At 44.3% G+C, this 18,000-nt stretch carries 15 protein-coding genes; 7 read left to right on the top strand and 8 right to left on the bottom strand.

Features of this window, described 5'->3' with window-relative positions; genetic code table 11:
• Nucleotides 1-93: 93 nt before the first annotated feature.
• Nucleotides 94-723 carry a 23S rRNA (uridine(2552)-2'-O)-methyltransferase RlmE gene (gene rlmE / locus OQJ75_RS01345; RefSeq protein ID WP_017059396.1) on the bottom strand — a complete coding sequence of 210 codons (630 nt, stop codon included), beginning with the start codon at nt 721-723 and terminating at the stop codon, nt 94-96.
• Nucleotides 724-837: 114 nt separating this feature from the next.
• On the opposite strand from rlmE, the gene yhbY reads away from it, so the two are divergent.
• Entirely contained in the window at nt 838-1,134 is a 297-nt protein-coding gene (gene yhbY, locus OQJ75_RS01350; protein WP_265970575.1) for a ribosome assembly RNA-binding protein YhbY, read from the top strand.
• 125 nt (nt 1,135-1,259) lie between these two features.
• Here the strand turns inward: yhbY and greA are convergent, their stop codons facing one another.
• Entirely contained in the window at nt 1,260-1,733 is a 474-nt protein-coding gene (greA, locus tag OQJ75_RS01355; protein ID WP_017059397.1) for a transcription elongation factor GreA, read from the bottom strand.
• 513 nt (nt 1,734-2,246) lie between these two features.
• Between greA and OQJ75_RS01360 the strand changes: the two genes are divergently transcribed.
• Together OQJ75_RS01360 and dacB are read left to right on the top strand one after the other, a co-directional pair.
• Nucleotides 2,247-3,293 (top strand): porin, encoded by a 1,047-nt coding sequence (locus tag OQJ75_RS01360; RefSeq protein ID WP_265970576.1) that lies wholly within the window; start codon nt 2,247-2,249, stop codon nt 3,291-3,293.
• 111 nt (nt 3,294-3,404) lie between these two features.
• Entirely contained in the window at nt 3,405-4,823 is a 1,419-nt protein-coding gene (gene dacB, locus OQJ75_RS01365) for a serine-type D-Ala-D-Ala carboxypeptidase (protein WP_265970577.1), read from the top strand.
• Between the two features lie 135 nt (nt 4,824-4,958).
• Here dacB and OQJ75_RS01370 read toward each other — a convergent pair whose 3' ends face one another.
• Complete coding sequence (locus OQJ75_RS01370) at nt 4,959-5,804, bottom strand: magnesium transporter (protein ID WP_265970578.1); 846 nt, start codon at nt 5,802-5,804, stop codon at nt 4,959-4,961.
• A gap of 441 nt (nt 5,805-6,245) precedes the next feature.
• Nucleotides 6,246-7,433: a tyrosine--tRNA ligase gene (gene tyrS / locus OQJ75_RS01375; RefSeq protein ID WP_017059402.1), complete on the bottom strand. Its 1,188-nt coding sequence runs from the start codon at nt 7,431-7,433 to the stop codon at nt 6,246-6,248.
• Between the two features lie 129 nt (nt 7,434-7,562).
• Here tyrS and OQJ75_RS01380 point away from each other — a divergent pair, with 129 nt between their 5' ends.
• The gene (locus OQJ75_RS01380; protein WP_265970579.1) at nt 7,563-8,852 is read left to right on the top strand and encodes a peptidoglycan DD-metalloendopeptidase family protein; all 1,290 of its coding nucleotides are present in this window, start codon (nt 7,563-7,565) and stop codon (nt 8,850-8,852) included.
• A gap of 103 nt (nt 8,853-8,955) precedes the next feature.
• On the opposite strand, the gene OQJ75_RS01385 is transcribed toward OQJ75_RS01380, so the two are convergent.
• The 3 genes from OQJ75_RS01385 to erpA form a co-directional block, all read right to left on the bottom strand.
• Nucleotides 8,956-12,045: an efflux RND transporter permease subunit gene (locus tag OQJ75_RS01385; RefSeq protein WP_265970580.1), complete on the bottom strand. Its 3,090-nt coding sequence runs from the start codon at nt 12,043-12,045 to the stop codon at nt 8,956-8,958.
• Between the two features lie 10 nt (nt 12,046-12,055).
• A complete protein-coding gene (locus OQJ75_RS01390) occupies nt 12,056-13,180 on the bottom strand; it encodes an efflux RND transporter periplasmic adaptor subunit (RefSeq protein ID WP_265970581.1) in 1,125 nt (374 codons plus the stop codon).
• Nucleotides 13,181-13,449: 269 nt separating this feature from the next.
• Nucleotides 13,450-13,791 (bottom strand): iron-sulfur cluster insertion protein ErpA, encoded by a 342-nt coding sequence (gene erpA, locus OQJ75_RS01395; protein WP_004734539.1) that lies wholly within the window; start codon nt 13,789-13,791, stop codon nt 13,450-13,452.
• A 296-nt stretch (nt 13,792-14,087) separates the two neighbouring features.
• On the opposite strand from erpA, the gene hemL reads away from it, so the two are divergent.
• Entirely contained in the window at nt 14,088-15,383 is a 1,296-nt protein-coding gene (gene hemL, locus OQJ75_RS01400; protein ID WP_010436060.1) for a glutamate-1-semialdehyde 2,1-aminomutase, read from the top strand.
• Nucleotides 15,384-15,525: 142 nt separating this feature from the next.
• Here hemL and OQJ75_RS01405 read toward each other — a convergent pair whose 3' ends face one another.
• Nucleotides 15,526-15,651: a hypothetical protein gene (locus tag OQJ75_RS01405; RefSeq protein ID WP_004734537.1), complete on the bottom strand. Its 126-nt coding sequence runs from the start codon at nt 15,649-15,651 to the stop codon at nt 15,526-15,528.
• A gap of 76 nt (nt 15,652-15,727) precedes the next feature.
• Here OQJ75_RS01405 and OQJ75_RS01410 point away from each other — a divergent pair, with 76 nt between their 5' ends.
• Both OQJ75_RS01410 and rsmC read left to right on the top strand, forming a co-directional pair.
• Nucleotides 15,728-16,813, top strand: a complete 1,086-nt coding sequence (locus OQJ75_RS01410) for an AI-2E family transporter (protein WP_004734536.1) — start codon at nt 15,728-15,730, stop codon at nt 16,811-16,813.
• Nucleotides 16,814-16,923: 110 nt separating this feature from the next.
• The gene (gene rsmC, locus OQJ75_RS01415; RefSeq protein ID WP_265970582.1) at nt 16,924-17,946 is read left to right on the top strand and encodes a 16S rRNA (guanine(1207)-N(2))-methyltransferase RsmC; all 1,023 of its coding nucleotides are present in this window, start codon (nt 16,924-16,926) and stop codon (nt 17,944-17,946) included.
• Nucleotides 17,947-18,000: the final 54 nt, after the last annotated feature.

Here is an 18,000-nt window from a genome sequence, read left to right on the forward strand (position 1 = left end):
AAGCCTCTCGATAACTAATTGTAATTAAAGGTAGGGTACTACAGTTTGTAACCTGTAGCCATGTTGTTAACTCTCACTCTTGGAAGAGAATCGTTAACCTTTGTAACCAGTTGCTACGATAAACACTTCACGAGATCGAGCTCGAGAAGAGTCGGGTTTTCTAACTTTTACTGTTTTAAACATCTCACGGACGTCCTTAACGTATTGGTCAAACCCTTCGCCTTGGAATACTTTTACAACAAAACTACCATTGGTAGCTAGAACTTGTCGACACATATCCAAAGCTAATTCAACTAAATACATAGCTCTTGGCTGATCCACAGAATTGTTACCTGCTATATTCGGTGCCATATCTGACATCACGACATCAACCATGTTTGGTTGTATACGTTCCAACAAGGCATCTAGCACAGCTTCTTCGCGGAAATCGCCTTGTAAAAAGCTAACACCAGCAATCGGATCCATTGGCAACAAGTCACACGCAATGATTTGTCCGTTGTCTCCAACAATCTTAGCAGCATATTGAGACCAACCGCCAGGTGCTGCACCCAAATCCACAATGGTCATCCCAGGAGACAGCAATTTATCTTTCGTTTGAATCTCTTCCATTTTGAAATAAGCACGTGAACGATAGCCTTTCTTTCTTGCTTCATTTGCGTACTTGTCGTCGAAGTGTTCCTTCAACCAACGGCCTGAACTGGCCGAGTGTTTCTGTTTGCTCATTGGATACCTAAATTGGAGGAAAGTACTAATTGCTGAATAAATTATAGTCTTCAGCTTTAGATGGCGTTAAAATAGGTTTTTTCAACCCTAATACTAAATAAAATTGGCCGCGTAATGAACCTAAGTACCAAACAAAAGCAGCATCTAAAGAGCCTAGCTCACAGTTTAAAACCTGTCGTGCTAATGGGCGCAAATGGACTTACTGAAGCTGTTCTAGCGGAAATCGAATTAGCTCTAGACCACCACGAACTGATCAAGATTAAAGTTGCATCAGAAGACCGTGAGACTAAGCAACTGATTATCGATGCAATTGTACGTGAAACTAAAGCTGAGAAAGTACAGACTATCGGTAAAGTTCTAGTACTGTTCCGTCAGTCAGAAGCACGTAAAATCGAGATTCCACGTAAATAAGCGAGCTTAATATAAGCTAACTTCACTAATAGGAAGCCACAGCGCTTATCTGTTAGTGTAGCGTGAGAAACGAAAAAGGTCGCATTTAGCGACCTTTTTACTTATCAGAAACAAAGAAAATTCAATTAGATGTATTCTACTTTGTCGATTTCGAAGTCTTTGTCACCACCAGGGGTAGAGATCATGACTTCGTCGCCTTCCATCTTACCGATAAGGCCGCGAGCAATTGGCGATTTCACTGAAATACGACCGGTTTTTATGTCTGCTTCGTCTTCTGAAACGATTTGGTAGCGGAACTCATCATCGGTATCCACATCAATCAGTGTCACTGTCGTACCGAAGATAATCTTGCCCGTATTATCCATTTGCGTTACATCGATGATCTGAGCCAGTGATAGCTTATATTCAATATCACGGATCTGAGCTTCACAAATACCCTGCTCTTCACGAGCGGCGTGGTATTCAGCATTCTCTTTCAAGTCACCTAGTTCACGTGCTTCACCAATAGCTGCTGAGATAACAGGGCGTAGCTTAAGTAGGCGATCTAATTCGTCACGTAGCTGCTGAGCGCCACGTACTGTCATTGGAACCTTTTCCATTTTTTACCTCTATGCCAAAGCTTTCTTTGGCCAACATAAATACACCCAACGCATTTATTGGGTGATAGAAACAAAACGATTTGGCTTAGTGTAAACAAACTTTATGGCTAAATCACCTTTATTCCACTTTGCGTTATAAAAGCTTTATCTAGGTCTAAATTACAGACATCACAAAAATGAATAATAACTCCCCCATCAATAAGTAGAGAGTTAAATACCTAAAAAAACAAAAAACAAACAAAATAAACACAGATCACACTTTTATAAAAATAACTTTAAAACAAACACTTAAACAACAATAGATATAATAAAACAGTGTTCATTTTTTAGTTTTATATCATTTTACTAACTGACCATGGAACTTTAGAGGTAAAAAGTAACCCATGGATTGCACTGGCATTTTTCAGACTTCTGTTCTAATCATGATTATGAAGCCTGATTAATACAGGCAATACACAAAAGGGTTCAAATCCTTGATAAAACTTCTATGGACAGTAATTAGGAAATAATAACATGAACAAGACTATGATCGCGCTTGCTGTATCTGCTGCAGCTCTTGCTACTAACGCAGTGGCAGCGGACGGTAAACAAGCTGGTGGTATTGACGGTACTTCTGTATACAGCTCAAACGGCACTTCTCTAGAGATCGGTGGTCGTGCGGAAGCTCGTCTATCTCTAAAAGATGGCGCTGCACAAGACAACTCTCGTGTACGTCTAAACTTCCTAGGTAAAGTTGAAATCCAAGACGGCCTATACGGCGTTGGTTTCTACGAAGGTGAATACACTACAGCTGACAACACAGTAGTTGTTGACGGCGACACAACTTCTGGTAGCGATATTGACCACCGTTACACTTACGCTGGTATCGGCGGTGCATTCGGTGAAGTAACATACGGTAAGAACGATGGTGCGCTAGGCGTAATCACAGACTTTACCGATATCATGTCTTACCACGGTAACTCAGCGGCATACAAAATTGCAGCAGCAGACCGTACAGACAACATGCTTTCTTACAAAGGTCAATTCCAAGATCTAGGTGTTAAAGCAAGTTACCGCTTTGCAGATCGTGCTGACGCTGTTGACGGCGGTTACGCAGACAACAACGAAGATGGCTACTCTCTATCTGGTATTTACGCAATCGGCGATTCTGGCTTTAAGCTAGGTGCGGGTTACGCTGACCAAAACGAGCAAAACGAATACATGTTAGCGGCATCTTTCCGCACTGAAGCTCTATACTTCGCAGGTGTATTCACTGACGGTGAATTAGCAGATAAAAATGGCGACTACACTGGTTACGAATTTGCAACTGCGTACACGCTAGATAAGACTGCATTTACGCTAACATACAACAACGCAGAAACTGACGGTGAAACTTCAGCTGACAACGTTGCTATCGATGCGACTTACTACTTCAAGCCTAACTTCCGTACGTACATCTCGTACAACTTCAACCTAATCTCTGAAGGTGACAAGCTAGGTTCTGTTGGTCTTGTTAACGGTCCTGCATCTAAAGCAGACGCTGAAGACGAGCTAGCTCTAGGTCTACGTTACGACTTCTAATTCTGATTATCTAATTGATTAATTAGTTAATTGAGAATCAAAACGCCCGCTATCTAGCGGGCGTTTTGTATATCTGTATACTGAAAACATCAGCCATCCAAGAAATCTTCTATGCGCCTTCTATCCACATTACTTGTATGTAGTTTTTCCATTAGCGCTTTCGCTTACGCCCCTCTAGATAAGCTGCCTGATGGCAGTAGCACAAGCCTGATCTTAGAATCTTTAAGTGGCAGTTCAAATGAAATGAATATCAACAGTGATGGCTTTTATCCACCAGCCAGCACTTTAAAACTGGTTACGGCTTTGGCGGCTAAGTTGGAGTTAGGGGATGACTTTCAATACACAACCAGCATAGCTCGTTCTAATGAAGATGCTGTGATCTCATTCAGCGGTGACCCAACACTACAACGAGAAGATCTAAAAAGCCTTTTAGCTCAATACGCTAAGTCGCAATCTAAAACCATCAAAGGCAACTTATACCTCGATAACTCGGCTTATACAGGCTATCAACGAGCAGTTGGTTGGCCTTGGGACATTCTAGGCGTTTGTTACAGCGCACCTTCTAGCTCGATGACCTTAGACAGCAACTGCGCACAAGCCTCTATTTATACGAAAGATAACGGTTCGACACGGGTATATGTCCCAGCTCATTATCCAATAGACGTGACAACCACCGCTGCCACCGTAACTCGCTCAGGGCAGAAAGCCACACAATGCGACTTAGAGCTCATTACTACTCCAGACAACGCTTACAAGCTCTCTGGCTGCTTAGTAGAGCGTAAGAAGCCACTACCGCTCAAGTTCGCGATTCAAAATCCAGAGCTTTATACCTACCAAGTCGTGACCTCGCTGCTTAAAGAGCTGAAAATTCAAGTTAATGGCGATGTGATTGTGGGTAAAAAAGCTAAAGCAGACAAAACAACGCTAGTCGCAAGCCATCATTCTGAAAAGCTTCCTGAACTGCTCGATACCATGTTAAAGAAATCAGACAACCTAATCGCAGACAACCTAACCAAAACACTGGGTGCAACGTTTTATGTCCAGCCTGGTAGTTTCAATAACGGCACCGAAGCGATAAAGCAGATATTACTGACCAAGGCCAACATTGACCTAAGCAAAGCTCAGTTGGTTGATGGCTCAGGGTTATCGAGGAATAACCGCATGACCTCGCAAAGCATGGCTCAGGTTCTGCATTACATCTGGGATCACGACCAACAACTCAACCTCATTGATGCAATGCCAACATCAGGCACTGATGGCACGCTCAAATATCGTCAAAGCATGCGAAAGGCACCAATCCAAGGCAATATTATTGCGAAAAGTGGTTCGTTGTACGGTAGCTATAACATGGCAGGTTTTGGTTTAGATAAGTCAGGTAATCCAAATTCGATCTTCGTACAGTTTGTGCGTGATTACTTCCCTGATAAGCCAGTCCCAGACAAACCAGTCGAAGCACCTATTGCCCAGTTTGAACGTGCTTTCTACACCGATGTAGTTGAATTCAGTCAAACACAGAGCAAACCTCAATAACGATTGACTTGTAAAAGACTGTTAATTAGATAATAAAAAATGGCGCTGAAGATCTTAAATCTTCAGCGCCATTTTTGTTTCTAAGGTGTTTTTCTTCGGAAGTGCTTTTTGTTCCAAAGTATTTATTTGAAGGCGTTAAGCAATGCCCAAAAATGAATTCACTACAGTGAAGTAGATCCACATCCCTGAAATATCGACAATTGAAGCCAGTACAGGGCTCACCAGCACCGCAGGATCTAACTTGAATAACCGAGCAACAATCGGTAACCCAGCGCCTAGCACAGTTGATATTGTCACTTGAATAAACAGAGCGACAGCAATCGCGTAAGCAATCATATTAATATCGTAACCGCCCGTTGATTGGTTATCACTGAACAGTAATATGCGGCCTATCATCACCAAGGCAATCGCAAGTGCTAAGCAGATAGCAACTCTAAATTCTTTCCAAAGAACGTTCGCCCATTGGCGTTTTTTCAACTCACCTGTGGCTAAAGCTCTGATGACCAAAGTCGCGGCTTGTGTTCCGGTGTTACCACCAGCAGCTGCAATTACCGGCATATAGATTGCCAAAAGAACCAACTGACTGAGAATGTCTTCATACTGAGCAATGATAAGCCCTGAGACAATTCCCAATAGTGCTAACGCAATAATCCAACCGATACGCTGCCTAACGTGACTCATGACTCCAGTTGAAAGGTAACCCTGTTGAGGCTCCACCTCTGAGTAAATCAGCCCTAGTTGGTGAGCTAGATGTCGAGAGCGCTTCTCAAAGCCCTGCTCTTCTAGCTCACTAAGTAAAGTCTGAATCGTACTCAAAGAGCATTGCCCCAGCACTAGCACCGCATCTTCGAGCGGCATTCGGTTCAAAAGGTTAATTTGTTGTTCACGTCCGTACTGTTGAAATGCATTCGATACAGCTTGGATGTCTTGCTCTGAGTACAGAGCTTCAATAGATAAAAAAGTGTTGTTCATTACCGTCATGGCGAATCTCCCGATTGGCAAAGGTAACGACCATCAAAACAAATAGCCTATAGCTAGTACACCAAGGGCATATAACTTGTACACCAAGAGGATGTAGCCAAGCGCACTAAGAGCGTATAACTAGGCGCACCAAGAGCTAAAAACTACTGGTGTGTCTACTTGTTAGAATCTAGAGTGTGGAAAAGAATGAGGGGAAAAAACAAAGATACCCTACCTGAACGGCAGGACAATAGATCAATACCGAGACAGGTTATTCTTCTCCATTCAAACTAGGAGGATGGTCGGTATTGTTCATAAAAATCTCCAGAATTACTGTCTATTTGACAGCGCGCATAGTGTAGCAATAGGCGTTTCAAAGTTTCGTCAACTTTCTGTCAATAAATAGGGGTCAATAAAAAAGGCATCCGTGGATGCCTTTGGTTCAATTATTGATGTGCATTATTACTTAATAGTAATACGAGCAAACTTACGCTTACCTACTTGGTAAACGGCAGTACCTGCTTCAGGTACGAATTTGCTGTCTTCAATCTTCTCGCCTTCAAGCTTAGCCGCGCCTTGCTTGATCATACGCATCGCATCAGAAGTCGAGTTTACAAGACCTGCTTCTTTTAGAACGTTCGCAATTGGCAGACCAGCTTCGAATTCGAATTCTGGCATTTCATCAGGAACTTGGTTCTTAGCAAAACGGTTAACGAACTCTTGCTCAGCGGCTTCAGCATCTGCTTCACTATGGAAACGAGCGATGATCTCTTTAGCAAGAAGCACTTTAACGTCACGCGGGTTCTTACCTGCATCAACGCCAGCTTTCAGTTCCGCAACTTCTTCAAGAGGACGGAAAGACAGTAGCTCGTAGTAGCTCCACATTAGATCGTCAGAGATAGACATGATCTTACCAAACATCTCGCTTGGTGCTTCGCTGATACCAATGTAGTTATGCGCAGACTTAGACATCTTCTTAACGCCGTCTAGACCAACAAGTAGTGGCATCATCAGTACCGCTTGTGGTTTTTGACCAGCTGCTTTTTGCAGTTCACGACCCATTAGAAGGTTAAACTTCTGGTCAGTACCGCCAAGCTCAACGTCGCTCTCTAGTGCAACAGAGTCGTGACCTTGTAGAAGTGGGTACATGAATTCGTGGATTGCGATCGGCTGACCGCCAGCGTAACGCTTTTTGAAGTCATCACGCTCAAGCATACGAGCAACAGTTTGGTTAGAAGCAAGACGAATCATTCCTTCAGCACCAAGCTCAGATAGCCATTCAGAGTTGAAACGAATTTGTGTTTTCGCAGGATCTAGAATCTTGAATACTTGCTCTTTGTAAGTTTCAGCATTCTTCAATACGTCTTCACGGCTTAGCGGTGGACGCGTTGAGTTCTTACCTGATGGGTCACCAACCATTGCAGTGAAATCACCGATAAGAAATGTCACTTCATGACCAAGCTCTTGGAAAGCACGAAGCTTGTTAAAGATAACCGTATGGCCTAGGTGGATATCTGGAGCAGTTGGATCGGCACCCAGTTTAATGCGTAAAGGACGACCTTCTTTTAATTTAGCAATCAGTTCGTCTTCTGGAATCAGTTCTTCTACGCCACGTTTGATCTCGGCTAGTGCAGCTTCAATACTCGCCATTCTTGTTCACTCCCACAGATTTGGCAAAAATACATTAATTAGACATCTTACTTGAATAGCGATGTATTTTGAAACCAGTTACACTATTCCGTCGTCGATTTTCATAATATTTACAGAACGAACCGGAACATGTTGTCTATTTTTGCACGCCTTCCTATTTTGCACCGGGCTTTTATCGCATTTTTTAGTGCCATAATTTTCGTCGCGATTTTCTTACTCCCCGACGTCAACAGTTTGCGTGACGATTCGGGCGCTTTAGTTGTGGGAAAACATTACCCACTGACTATCAATGCCTCTGCGCTTATTAGCTCAAGTGATGCACCGCCGACAGCTGTGCTCAATTGGGAGAAATACACTGTTCGTTCTGGCGAAAGCACCTCGGTTTTATTTGAGCGTATTGGCCTCTCATATCGCTTGCTGCTCACGCTACTCAATACCAATGATGATATTAAGAAACAGCTGTCTAATCTAAGACCTGGCGATGTATTGCAGTTCGGCTTCGATGAAAACAACGACCTTATTCTGTTAAAACGACAACTTAGTGCGTTTGAAAGCTTTAAGATCACTAAGTCTGGCGATTCATTTTCCTCTAGCTTCGACAAAAAAGAAGTGGCCTACCAATACAATTATGCCGAAGCCAACATCACCTCTAATTTCTGGAACGCTGGCGTAAGCGCAGGTTTAACTGCAAACCAAATTATGGAACTGGCGGGCATCTTCGGTTGGGATATCGACTTTGCGTTAGATATTCGTAAGAACGACAGCTTCAAAATCTTATACCAAGAAAAAGTAGTTGAAGGTGAAGTGGTTGGTCGCGGTAAGATCATGGCAGCCGTATTCAAAAACCAAGGCGATTCATTTACCGCGGTATTAGATGATAAGAGCGGCAACTACTTCGATGAAAATGGTCGAGCAATGAAGAAGGCGTTCTTACGCTCACCGATTGATTTTCGTCGCGTAACATCGAACTTTAATCCTAACAGGAAACACCCCGTAACCGGTAAGGTTCGAGCTCACCGAGGTACTGACTACGCAGCTCCTGTTGGCACGCCTATCTGGGCAGCCGGTGACGGTATTGTTCAGAAGTCGGGTTACAACCAATTCAATGGTAACTACGTGTTCATCCGCCACAGCAACACCTACATCACCAAGTACCTACACATGAAGCGACGTATGGTTAAAACCGGTCAGCGCGTAAAACAAGGCCAAACAATTGGTACTTTGGGTGGTACAGGCCGAGTGACTGGCCCGCACTTACACTATGAATTCTTGGTCAATGGCGTACATAAGAATGCGCGTACCGTTAAGTTGCCTCAATCTAAGTCGTTAACGGGTAAAGCAAAAGCAACATTTATTGCGAACTCAGAGATTAGACTGAATAACCTTGAGCGATACGGCCAGTTACTAGCGACTAATTAGGTTACTCGCGACCAATTAGATTGAAAGCCTAATCACTATAAAGACCAAAAGAAGAGCGCCCATTAAGGCGCTCTTCTTTATGTTCATCGAACCACTGTATCTACTATTTTTCAGGCTTCTTGTCTCGCCCTAGCATTAACAGACAAGGCGTCAGTACCAAGGTTAAGACTGTAGCGAATGCTAAACCTCCCGCAATTGCCGTAGCAAGTTGCGACCACCATTGAGTGCTCGGTGCACCAAACTCAATTTTTTGGTTAATCAAATCGATGTTCATCTCTAGCACCATCGGCATCAAGCTTAAAATGGTGGTAACCGTGGTCAGCATTACTGGTCTTAAACGTTGCACACCCGTTCTCAGAATCGCATCTCGCTTATCTAAGCCCCTTTTAATCAACTGGTTATAGGTATCGATCAGCACGATGTTGTTATTCACCACTATACCTGCCAGTGCAATCACTCCAATACCAGACATCACGATACCAAACGGGCGTTGGAAGATAAGCAAACCAACAAACACACCAACTGTTGAGAACAACACCGCACTAAGAATTAAAAACGCTTGATAGAAACTATTGAACTGAGTAATCAAAATCAACGCCATTACCGCCAGTGCAACCAAAAAAGCACTTTGTAAGAAGGCTGAAGAATTTTCTTGTTCTTCATTTTGACCTCGGATACGGAACTCAACGCTACTCGGTAAGCCCAACTCGCTTAACGCTTGCTCAATCTTTGGCAATTCAAGGGCAAGGTTATAACCCTCTTCCATATCAGCCATGATGTTCACCACACGCTTACCATCGAGGCGTTTAATCGTATCTTGCTTATGGTCGGGAACAATCTGAGCAAAGTTGGTGATCGGAACAAGACCAGCCGGTGTTTTGACTCTTAACTGGTCAAAGCGGCCAATGTCTCTCTTATCATTCGGGTAACGCACTAAGATATCGACTTCTTCTGATGAGTCATCAGGGAGGTAATCACCGATCTTTAATCCATTAGTCACGAATTGGACGGTATTACCCACCAAGGTCGCGTCTGCTGCAAAACGCGCAGCATCATCTCGGCGGATATCCACCTTCCAATCAATACCATCTTTGCTCGCAGTATCGCTGATGTTAGTCAGTGCCTGATTACCATCAGCCCAGTTTCTGACGATCTTGGCCGCCTGATCTAACTGCTCGGGAGTTTTGGCTGAGAGTTCAATCACTAAGTCATTTTCAACCGGAGGCCCCGCGTCTGGAAACTTATATTCAATCTCGACCCCTGCGTATTGATCGGTTTGCACTTTTAACTCTTCAATGATCGCCTTAACACTGCGGCGGTATTGCCAATCAACGGGAGTAATCGATATCAAACCAATCTGGTCATCACCGCCAGTACGTGTATAAACCGTGTCAAACTCATCATGATTGAGCATCTTTCGTTCAATATCGCGCATGATCAAATCTTTTTCTTGAATAGACAGATCACCATGAGATCGAACTTTGACGTTGAAGAATGGAGGGTCCACTTCTGGGAAAAACTCAGCACCTAGACCCGCTTTTGAATAAGTAAAAGCAACCGCAACTGCGAGTAATATCGCACTGAAAAGAATCTTAAATGGGTGTTTAATCGCAATCGAAAGCGTGTGGTAATACGCCTTGGTTAAACCCGTCGCTTGTGAGAAATCGCCATTGTGCAATGCCACCATTCGCGCTTGGCTTTGGGGTGATACGTATTGAGGTTTACCGATCAAGCCACCTAGGACTGGAACAAACAGCAACGCCATAATCAATGAAGCAGTTAACGTGGCAATCAATGTTAATGGTAGGAACTTCATGAATTCACCCGTCACATCCGGCCAAAACAGTAACGGAGCAAATGCAGCCAAGGTTGTAGCCGTTGATGCCGTTATTGGCCACGCCATTCGTTTCGCTGCATCTCGGTAAGCGGCTTTACGCCCTTCACCTTCTTGCATTCGCCTGTCTGCAAACTCGGTCACCACAATCGCACCATCGACCAACATACCCACTGCCATAATCAGAGAGAACAACACTACGATGTTGACGGTTAAGCCAAACACGGAAAGGACCAGTAACCCGGTAAGAAAGGAGCCTGGGATTGAAATACCCACTAACAAAGCGGTACGCGCACCAAGAATCGCGATGATAACGATAACCACCAAAATAATGGCAGATAGAATATTATTTTGAAGATCGTTAAGCATGATCTTCACATCTTTAGATTCATCCCAGGTGTATTTGACCAACAGGTTATTGGGCCATTCCGCTTGTTGCTGAGCACTAGCCATTACCGCTTTGACTAGCTCAACTGTTTCGATGATGTTCTCACCTGCACGCTTCTTGATATCCAACACCACCGCAGATTTGCCATCTAAACGAGCAAAGCTTTCAGGATCTCGAAACGCTCGACGAACCGTGGCGACATCGCCAAAAGTGACTACCTGTTTACCATCCACTTTAATAGGCAACTCAAGCACGTCTTTTAAGGAATTAAACACCGAAGGGACTTTGACAGAGAAACGTCCGTAGCCAGTGTCAACAAAACCTGCGGCAACGACTCGATTGTTCAGAGCGATCAGATTGTAGATATCCGCTTGATCTAAGCTATAGCTCTCCATCAATAACGGATCGACAATGATCTCAACGATGTCATCACGATCGCCCGCAATATCGACTTCAAGGATTTGGCGATAGCTTTCTAATTTATCTCCGAGCTCTCGGGCAATTTGCACTATGGTGCGATCAGGAACGGTACCAAACAAAACAACTGACAACACAGGTTGCTCAGACGCGAGTGTTACTTCATTTACGGTCGGCTCGTCACTGTCTTCTGGCAGTTTTGGTTTAGCCAGATCAACCGCGTCACGCACATCGGCCATCGCTTTGGTGAGATCGACGCCGACATTAAACTCCAACACCACAGAGGCGTGGCCTTCAGCTGCGGTTGCCGTCATCTCTTTTACGCCCTCAATCGACCTCAGCTCTTGTTCTATCGGCCTAACCAATAAACGTTCTGCATCGGTTGGCGAAATACCTTGGTGCCCGACAGAAACGTAAATAATCGGGATGGTGATATCAGGGCTCGATTCTTTGGGTATCGTGATATAGGTAATAACACCTGCAACAAGAATAAGCGCCAAAAGGGAGAGCATTGTTCGAGCACGAGACAAAGCTGCATCAATAATTGAATACATCGGCAATCTCCTACTCAGCGGTTACGTTAGAGGGTTCAGCACCTTGCTCAACAGCAATCACAGAATCACCATCACGCACAAAACCTTGGCCTACGGTGATGATATCGACGCGTTGACCCAGCCCAGTGAGCCACACTCCATCTTGTTCTGCCTTTACTAATTGGATGCCCACAAACTTCACCGTTGGTGAGTCACTAGCAGAGACCAAGGTTTTGACCCCGAGGTTACCCGCCTCATCCAATGCCAGCATCGCCGGTGTTATCTTGATTGCGTCTCTTGTTTCTAGATTGAGGGTTACTTCAGCACTGACACCCGCAGGTAACAGACCATCGGAGTTATCGATTTCAATCTCGATAGGGAAAGTATTGGTTGAGGCCGAGGAGATTCTAGATACATAACGCAAGCGCCCTTCCGCCTCTTCTCTCCCTAACAAGCGAACCAAAGCAGATTGATTGACTAACAGGTGTTGGATATGGCGTTCACTGACATCGGCCTCAATAACCAAAGGATCAAGGTCAATCACACCAGCTACAGGGTCTCCAACACCAACGAAATCACCCAACTCGACCTTCAAATCTTGAACCACACCCGAAAAAGGCGAGGTAATAACAGTATTCTTTAAAGCCAATTCCGCATTGCGCATCATGGCCTTAGCTTCAGTTAAGGATGCCTCTGCTGTGGTGTAGGCGATCTCACCTTGCAGACCTCTTTTCTTAAGTGACTGCGCCGCTTTGAACTCTTTCTGCTTCAAACGATATAAAGCCGATGCTCGCTCTAACTGTATTTCCAAATCACCTTTATCGATCTGAGCAATAGCCTGCCCTGCTTTAACCGCATCGCCTTTCACAACGTTCAACCTGACAATCTTGCCCGCAACTTCCGCTCCTAATCGAGCATGCCTATCGGGCGCCGTTCGACCGTATAAATCAATGGTTTTAAAGGTCGGTGATGAAGTGAATGTTTGAAAGGAAACCTTAGCCAACGGGATTTCTGTCGCCTTTTTTTCAGGTGACTCTTCTGCTTGCCCTGCGCCTAACCCAAGCCAGATAGACAACAACACAACTAGAGTCAGAGAAACCAGCCATGGCTGCTTCAATTTCTGAAAAAGTGGTGAGTTAGAAAATAGAGTGGGCATAACAAATCCTTTTGTCCGATGTGATTAAGACGCGCTAAATGGCTTAACACTGTCATGTGCAACTTCCTGATACACATAGGTAACCTTAACAGACCAAAACCAAACGAAGTTGGACGCTATCGACAGTTTAAAAAATATGCCGTGTACTAAAAATGAGAGGAATGCTTTGAAAAGTAATAAGTTACTAGGTAAAAAAAAACGCCGAACATAAGTTCGGCGTTTGAAATGTATCTAATGCAGCTTTGAGCTCAAGCTATTTTCAACTCATGCTAGACGCTGAATGATGCGCCACAACCACATGTTGTTGTCGCGTTCGGGTTGTTCACAAAGAAACGTGCGCCTTCTAGGCCTTCTGTGTAATCAACCATGCCGCCCATCAAGTACTGTAGGCTCATAGGGTCAACAACTAGCGTTACACCGCTGTTTACAATCGTAGTGTCGCCATCATTTACTTTTTCATCAAATGTGAAGCCGTATTGGAAACCACTACAACCACCACCTGTAATATATACACGTAGTTTTAGTTCTGGGTTTTCTTCTTCAGCAATTAGCGTTTGTACGCGGGTAGCTGCTGCATCAGAAAAAGACAATGGGATATTTACTTCGCTCACGACAACCTCTCTTACCTGTGTCAAAAACAACATGATACAAATCTAATTCGAGACCATAGTTGTTGAGTATTTTCTTATATTCTGATGATTATCTAATACCTGACTGAAACGTTCAAGTATTCACCACCGGATCGGTCCTTTTACCGCTGTAAACTCGCCAATATCTAACAATTAAAACGTGTAACCACACAAAACAACCAGATTCGGGTGATTATCTGGGCGAAAGCATTCCTACTTGGATTTTGGATAGGTACAATGCGTGCCAATTGGTCCGACAGTCAAAAGAGGATATATCAATGACCAAATCAGCAGAGCTATACGAAAAAGCACAGCAAACTATTCCTGGTGGCGTAAACTCTCCAGTTCGTGCATTCAATGGCGTAGGTGGTTCTCCAATCTTCGTTGAACGCGCTGACGGCCCACTTATTTTTGATGCTGATGGTAAAGCGTATATCGACTACGTTGGCTCTTGGGGTCCAATGATCCTTGGTCACAACCACGCTGTTATTCGTGATGCTGTGATTGCAGCAGCTCAACGCGGCCTTAGCTTCGGTGCTCCAACCGAAACTGAAATCAAAATGGCTGAACTTGTATCTGAGATGGTTCCATCGATGGAACAGCTACGTATGGTGAGCTCAGGTACAGAAGCAACCATGAGTGCGATTCGTCTTGCTCGTGGCTTCACTGGTCGTGACAAGATTCTTAAGTTTGAAGGCTGCTACCACGGCCACGCAGACAGCCTACTTGTAAAAGCTGGTTCTGGCGCACTGACTTTAGGTCAACCAAGCTCTCCTGGCGTACCTGCTGATTTTGCGAAACTAACGCTAACAGCAACCTTCAACAATCTAGATTCAGTACGTGAAATCTTCGCAGCAAACAAAGGCGAGATCGCTTGTATCATCGTTGAACCAGTAGCGGGCAACATGAACTGTATCCCTCCTGTCGAAGGCTTCCACGAAGGTCTACGTGAAATCTGTGACCAAGAGGGTGCATTGCTAATCTTTGATGAAGTAATGACAGGTTTCCGCGTTGCTGAAGGTTGTGCTCAGGCTTACTACAACATCAAGCCAGACCTAACGTGTCTTGGTAAAGTGATTGGCGGCGGCATGCCAGTGGGTGCTTTCGGTGGTCGTAAAGACGTGATGCAATACATCGCACCAACGGGCCCAGTTTACCAAGCAGGTACGCTTTCAGGTAACCCTGTTGCAATGGCTGCTGGCTACGCATGTTTGAACCTTCTACGAGAAGAAGGCAACGAAAAGCGTCTAGCTTCAAAAACTAAGCAGTTGGCAAAAGGCTTCAAGCAACTTGCTGACAAGCACGGCATCCCAATGCTAGTTCACCAAGTTGGCGGTATGTTTGGTTTCTTCTTCACAGATCAAGAAACTGTGACGTGCTACGAAGATGTAACTAAGTGTGATGTAGAACGCTTCAAGCGCTTCTTCCACCTAATGTTAGATCACGGTGTTTACCTTGCACCTTCAGCATTCGAAGCAAGCTTTACTTCTCTTGCTCATGGTTCTAAAGAACTGGATGCAACACTAGAAGCTGCTGACCGCTCTCTTGCGATCATCGCTGCTGAGAGCAAATAGTCGAAAGCACTTTATAAGTCGCTAACCGATTGAATTTAGGGCTGCATTAAATGCAGCCCTTTTTTATACATAGCGTTCATTAGCCACAAACATGACAGCTTTTTTTGGCCGTCGATTAAGGCTAAAGCTGAGCTAAAAGCGATTAACGTTCCCAGAAAAGGAAAACCAACAACATCAAGGTACCAAGGAACATTCTGAACCAAGGGATCTCTTTTTTTGTTTGCTGTTCTTCGTCTTGGCATTTCTTATCTTTATTACAGCATCCCATTATCAAAACTCCTCATTGCTAACTCTCTGTTTTGCAGCCATTATAAACTCAGAACGCAAATATAGAGACCATTAACGTGTCAGAAAAACTCAAAATCAATACCAGCCACTGGGTGATCATCATTGCCCTACTTGCGGCGGCTTATGCTTGTTACCTGCTTATCGAGCCGTACGTCAACTCAATCGTGATGGCCTTTATCATTTCACTATTGATGTTCCCAATCCATGAGTGGCTTGAAAAAAAGCTCCCAAATAAAGAAAACATCGTCTCTCTGCTGTCTTGTGTGATTCTGACTTTCATTATTGTTATCCCTTTATTGGCAGTATTCGCAGCAATTGTTCAGCAAGGTTCTCTGTTCTCTCAAAATACTTACCAATGGGTAACACACGGCGGCATTCAGACTCTGTTTGCTCACCCACTGGTGGTCAAAGCGTTGTCGTTTGTGAATAACTACCTGCCTTTCGACAACATTGAGCCTCAAGCCATCGCACAGAAAGTCGGTGAGTTTGCGACCAGCTTTGGTTCAAAACTGGTTGGTATCAGTGCGAAAATCCTTGGTGATGCGACCAACTTCTTGATGGATTTCTTCTTGATGCTGTTTGTTTTGTTCTTCTTATTACGAGATCACGACAAAATCATCAGTGTGGTTCGTCATATTCTTCCGCTGTCTCGTAGCCAAGAAGACAAACTTCTAACAGAGATAGAGCAAGTATCAAAATCAGCTGTAATGGGTTCATTCTTAACCGCAATAGCACAAGGTTTTGCGGGCGGTTTAGGTATGTGGATTGCCGGTTTCCCAGGACTCTTCTGGGGCACTATGATGGGCTTTGCCTCTTTCATCCCTGTGGTGGGTACCGCATTAATCTGGATCCCAGCAGCAACTTACTTGTTCCTAACTGGTGATACCACGTGGGCGATTTTCCTAACGGTTTACTGTGTAGCGATTGTTGGTTCAATTGATAACTTGCTACGTCCGCTGCTAATGCAAGGCAGTGCAGGCATGAATACCCTAATGATCTTCTTCTCACTATTGGGCGGTATTCAACTGTTTGGCCTAATTGGTCTTATCTACGGCCCACTGATTTTTGCGATTACCATTGTCCTATTCAACATCTACGATGAAGAGTTTAAGGACTTTTTAAATCAGCAAGACAAGAGTTAAACCGCTCTTCAATCACTTACTTGCCGAACGAGTATTAAACACTTCAAGCTTTGGGCGGATTATGCGAAAATCCGCCCTCATTTTTTGCTAACGATTCAACAGAGTGTCCTATGTCAGCTTATATTGCCCCAAGCCAGATTGCTCAACGCCAACTCGCCTACTTTGAAGGCAAACATGTTTTAGTTGCAGGAGAGGCAGAAGACTTGTTCCCTGTTGAGTTAGCCAAGCATTGTGAATCTGTATCTGTATTCACCTCTAATTACAGCTACTACCGTCAGCTTGAAGGTTATAGCAGCATCCAACGCTTTTACGGTTCAGAGTTTACCGAAGAGACCAAAGCTGACTTAGTGATGCTGTACTGGCCGAAAGCCAAAGCGGAAGCAGAATTTTTGTTGGCGATGCTATTTGCCAAGCTAGGCAAAGATACCGAGATCGTCGTGGTTGGTGAGAACCGTTCAGGCGTGAAAAGCATCGAGAAGATGTTTGCTCCTTACGGCAAAGTCGTTAAATACGATTCAGCACGTCGTTGCTCTTTCTACTGGGGCCAATGCTTCGAACAGCCACAAGCTTTCAACCTGCAAGACTGGTTTAAGACCTACACTGTTAACATTGATGACCAACCTCTGACGGTAAAAAGCCTGCCTGGCGTCTTCAGTCATGGTCAATTCGATGTTGGTAGCCAACTTCTGCTTGATACTCTTCCAAAACTAAAAGGCAAAGTACTCGACTTTGGCTGTGGTGCAGGCGTACTGGGCGCAGTAATGGTATCTCGCAACCCTGATATCGAGCTAGAAATGTGCGACATCAGTGCATTTGCCGTCGCATCAAGCCAAGCGACGCTAGAAGCAAATTGTTTAACGGGTAAAGTCTTCGCTTCAGATGTCTATTCTGATACTGCAGAAGACTACCAGTTCATCATCAGTAACCCACCATTCCATTCAGGTTTGGACACTAGCTACAGCGCGACTGAAACCTTACTTGCTCAGGCTCCTAAGCATTTGAAGCGTTCTGGTGAGATGATTATTGTTGCGAACAGTTTCTTAAAATATATTCCAATTATTGAACAGGCGTTTGGAAAATGCGCGACTCTAAATAAGACCACTAAATTCGCGATCTATCACGCAAACAAATAACCTATCTAGCACAGCGCAGGGTCATTATCTGCGCTGTCTGCTCATGTTTTTGTC

The organism is Vibrio sp. 14G-20, assembly GCF_026241515.1.
Lineage (GTDB): Bacteria > Pseudomonadota > Gammaproteobacteria > Enterobacterales > Vibrionaceae > Vibrio.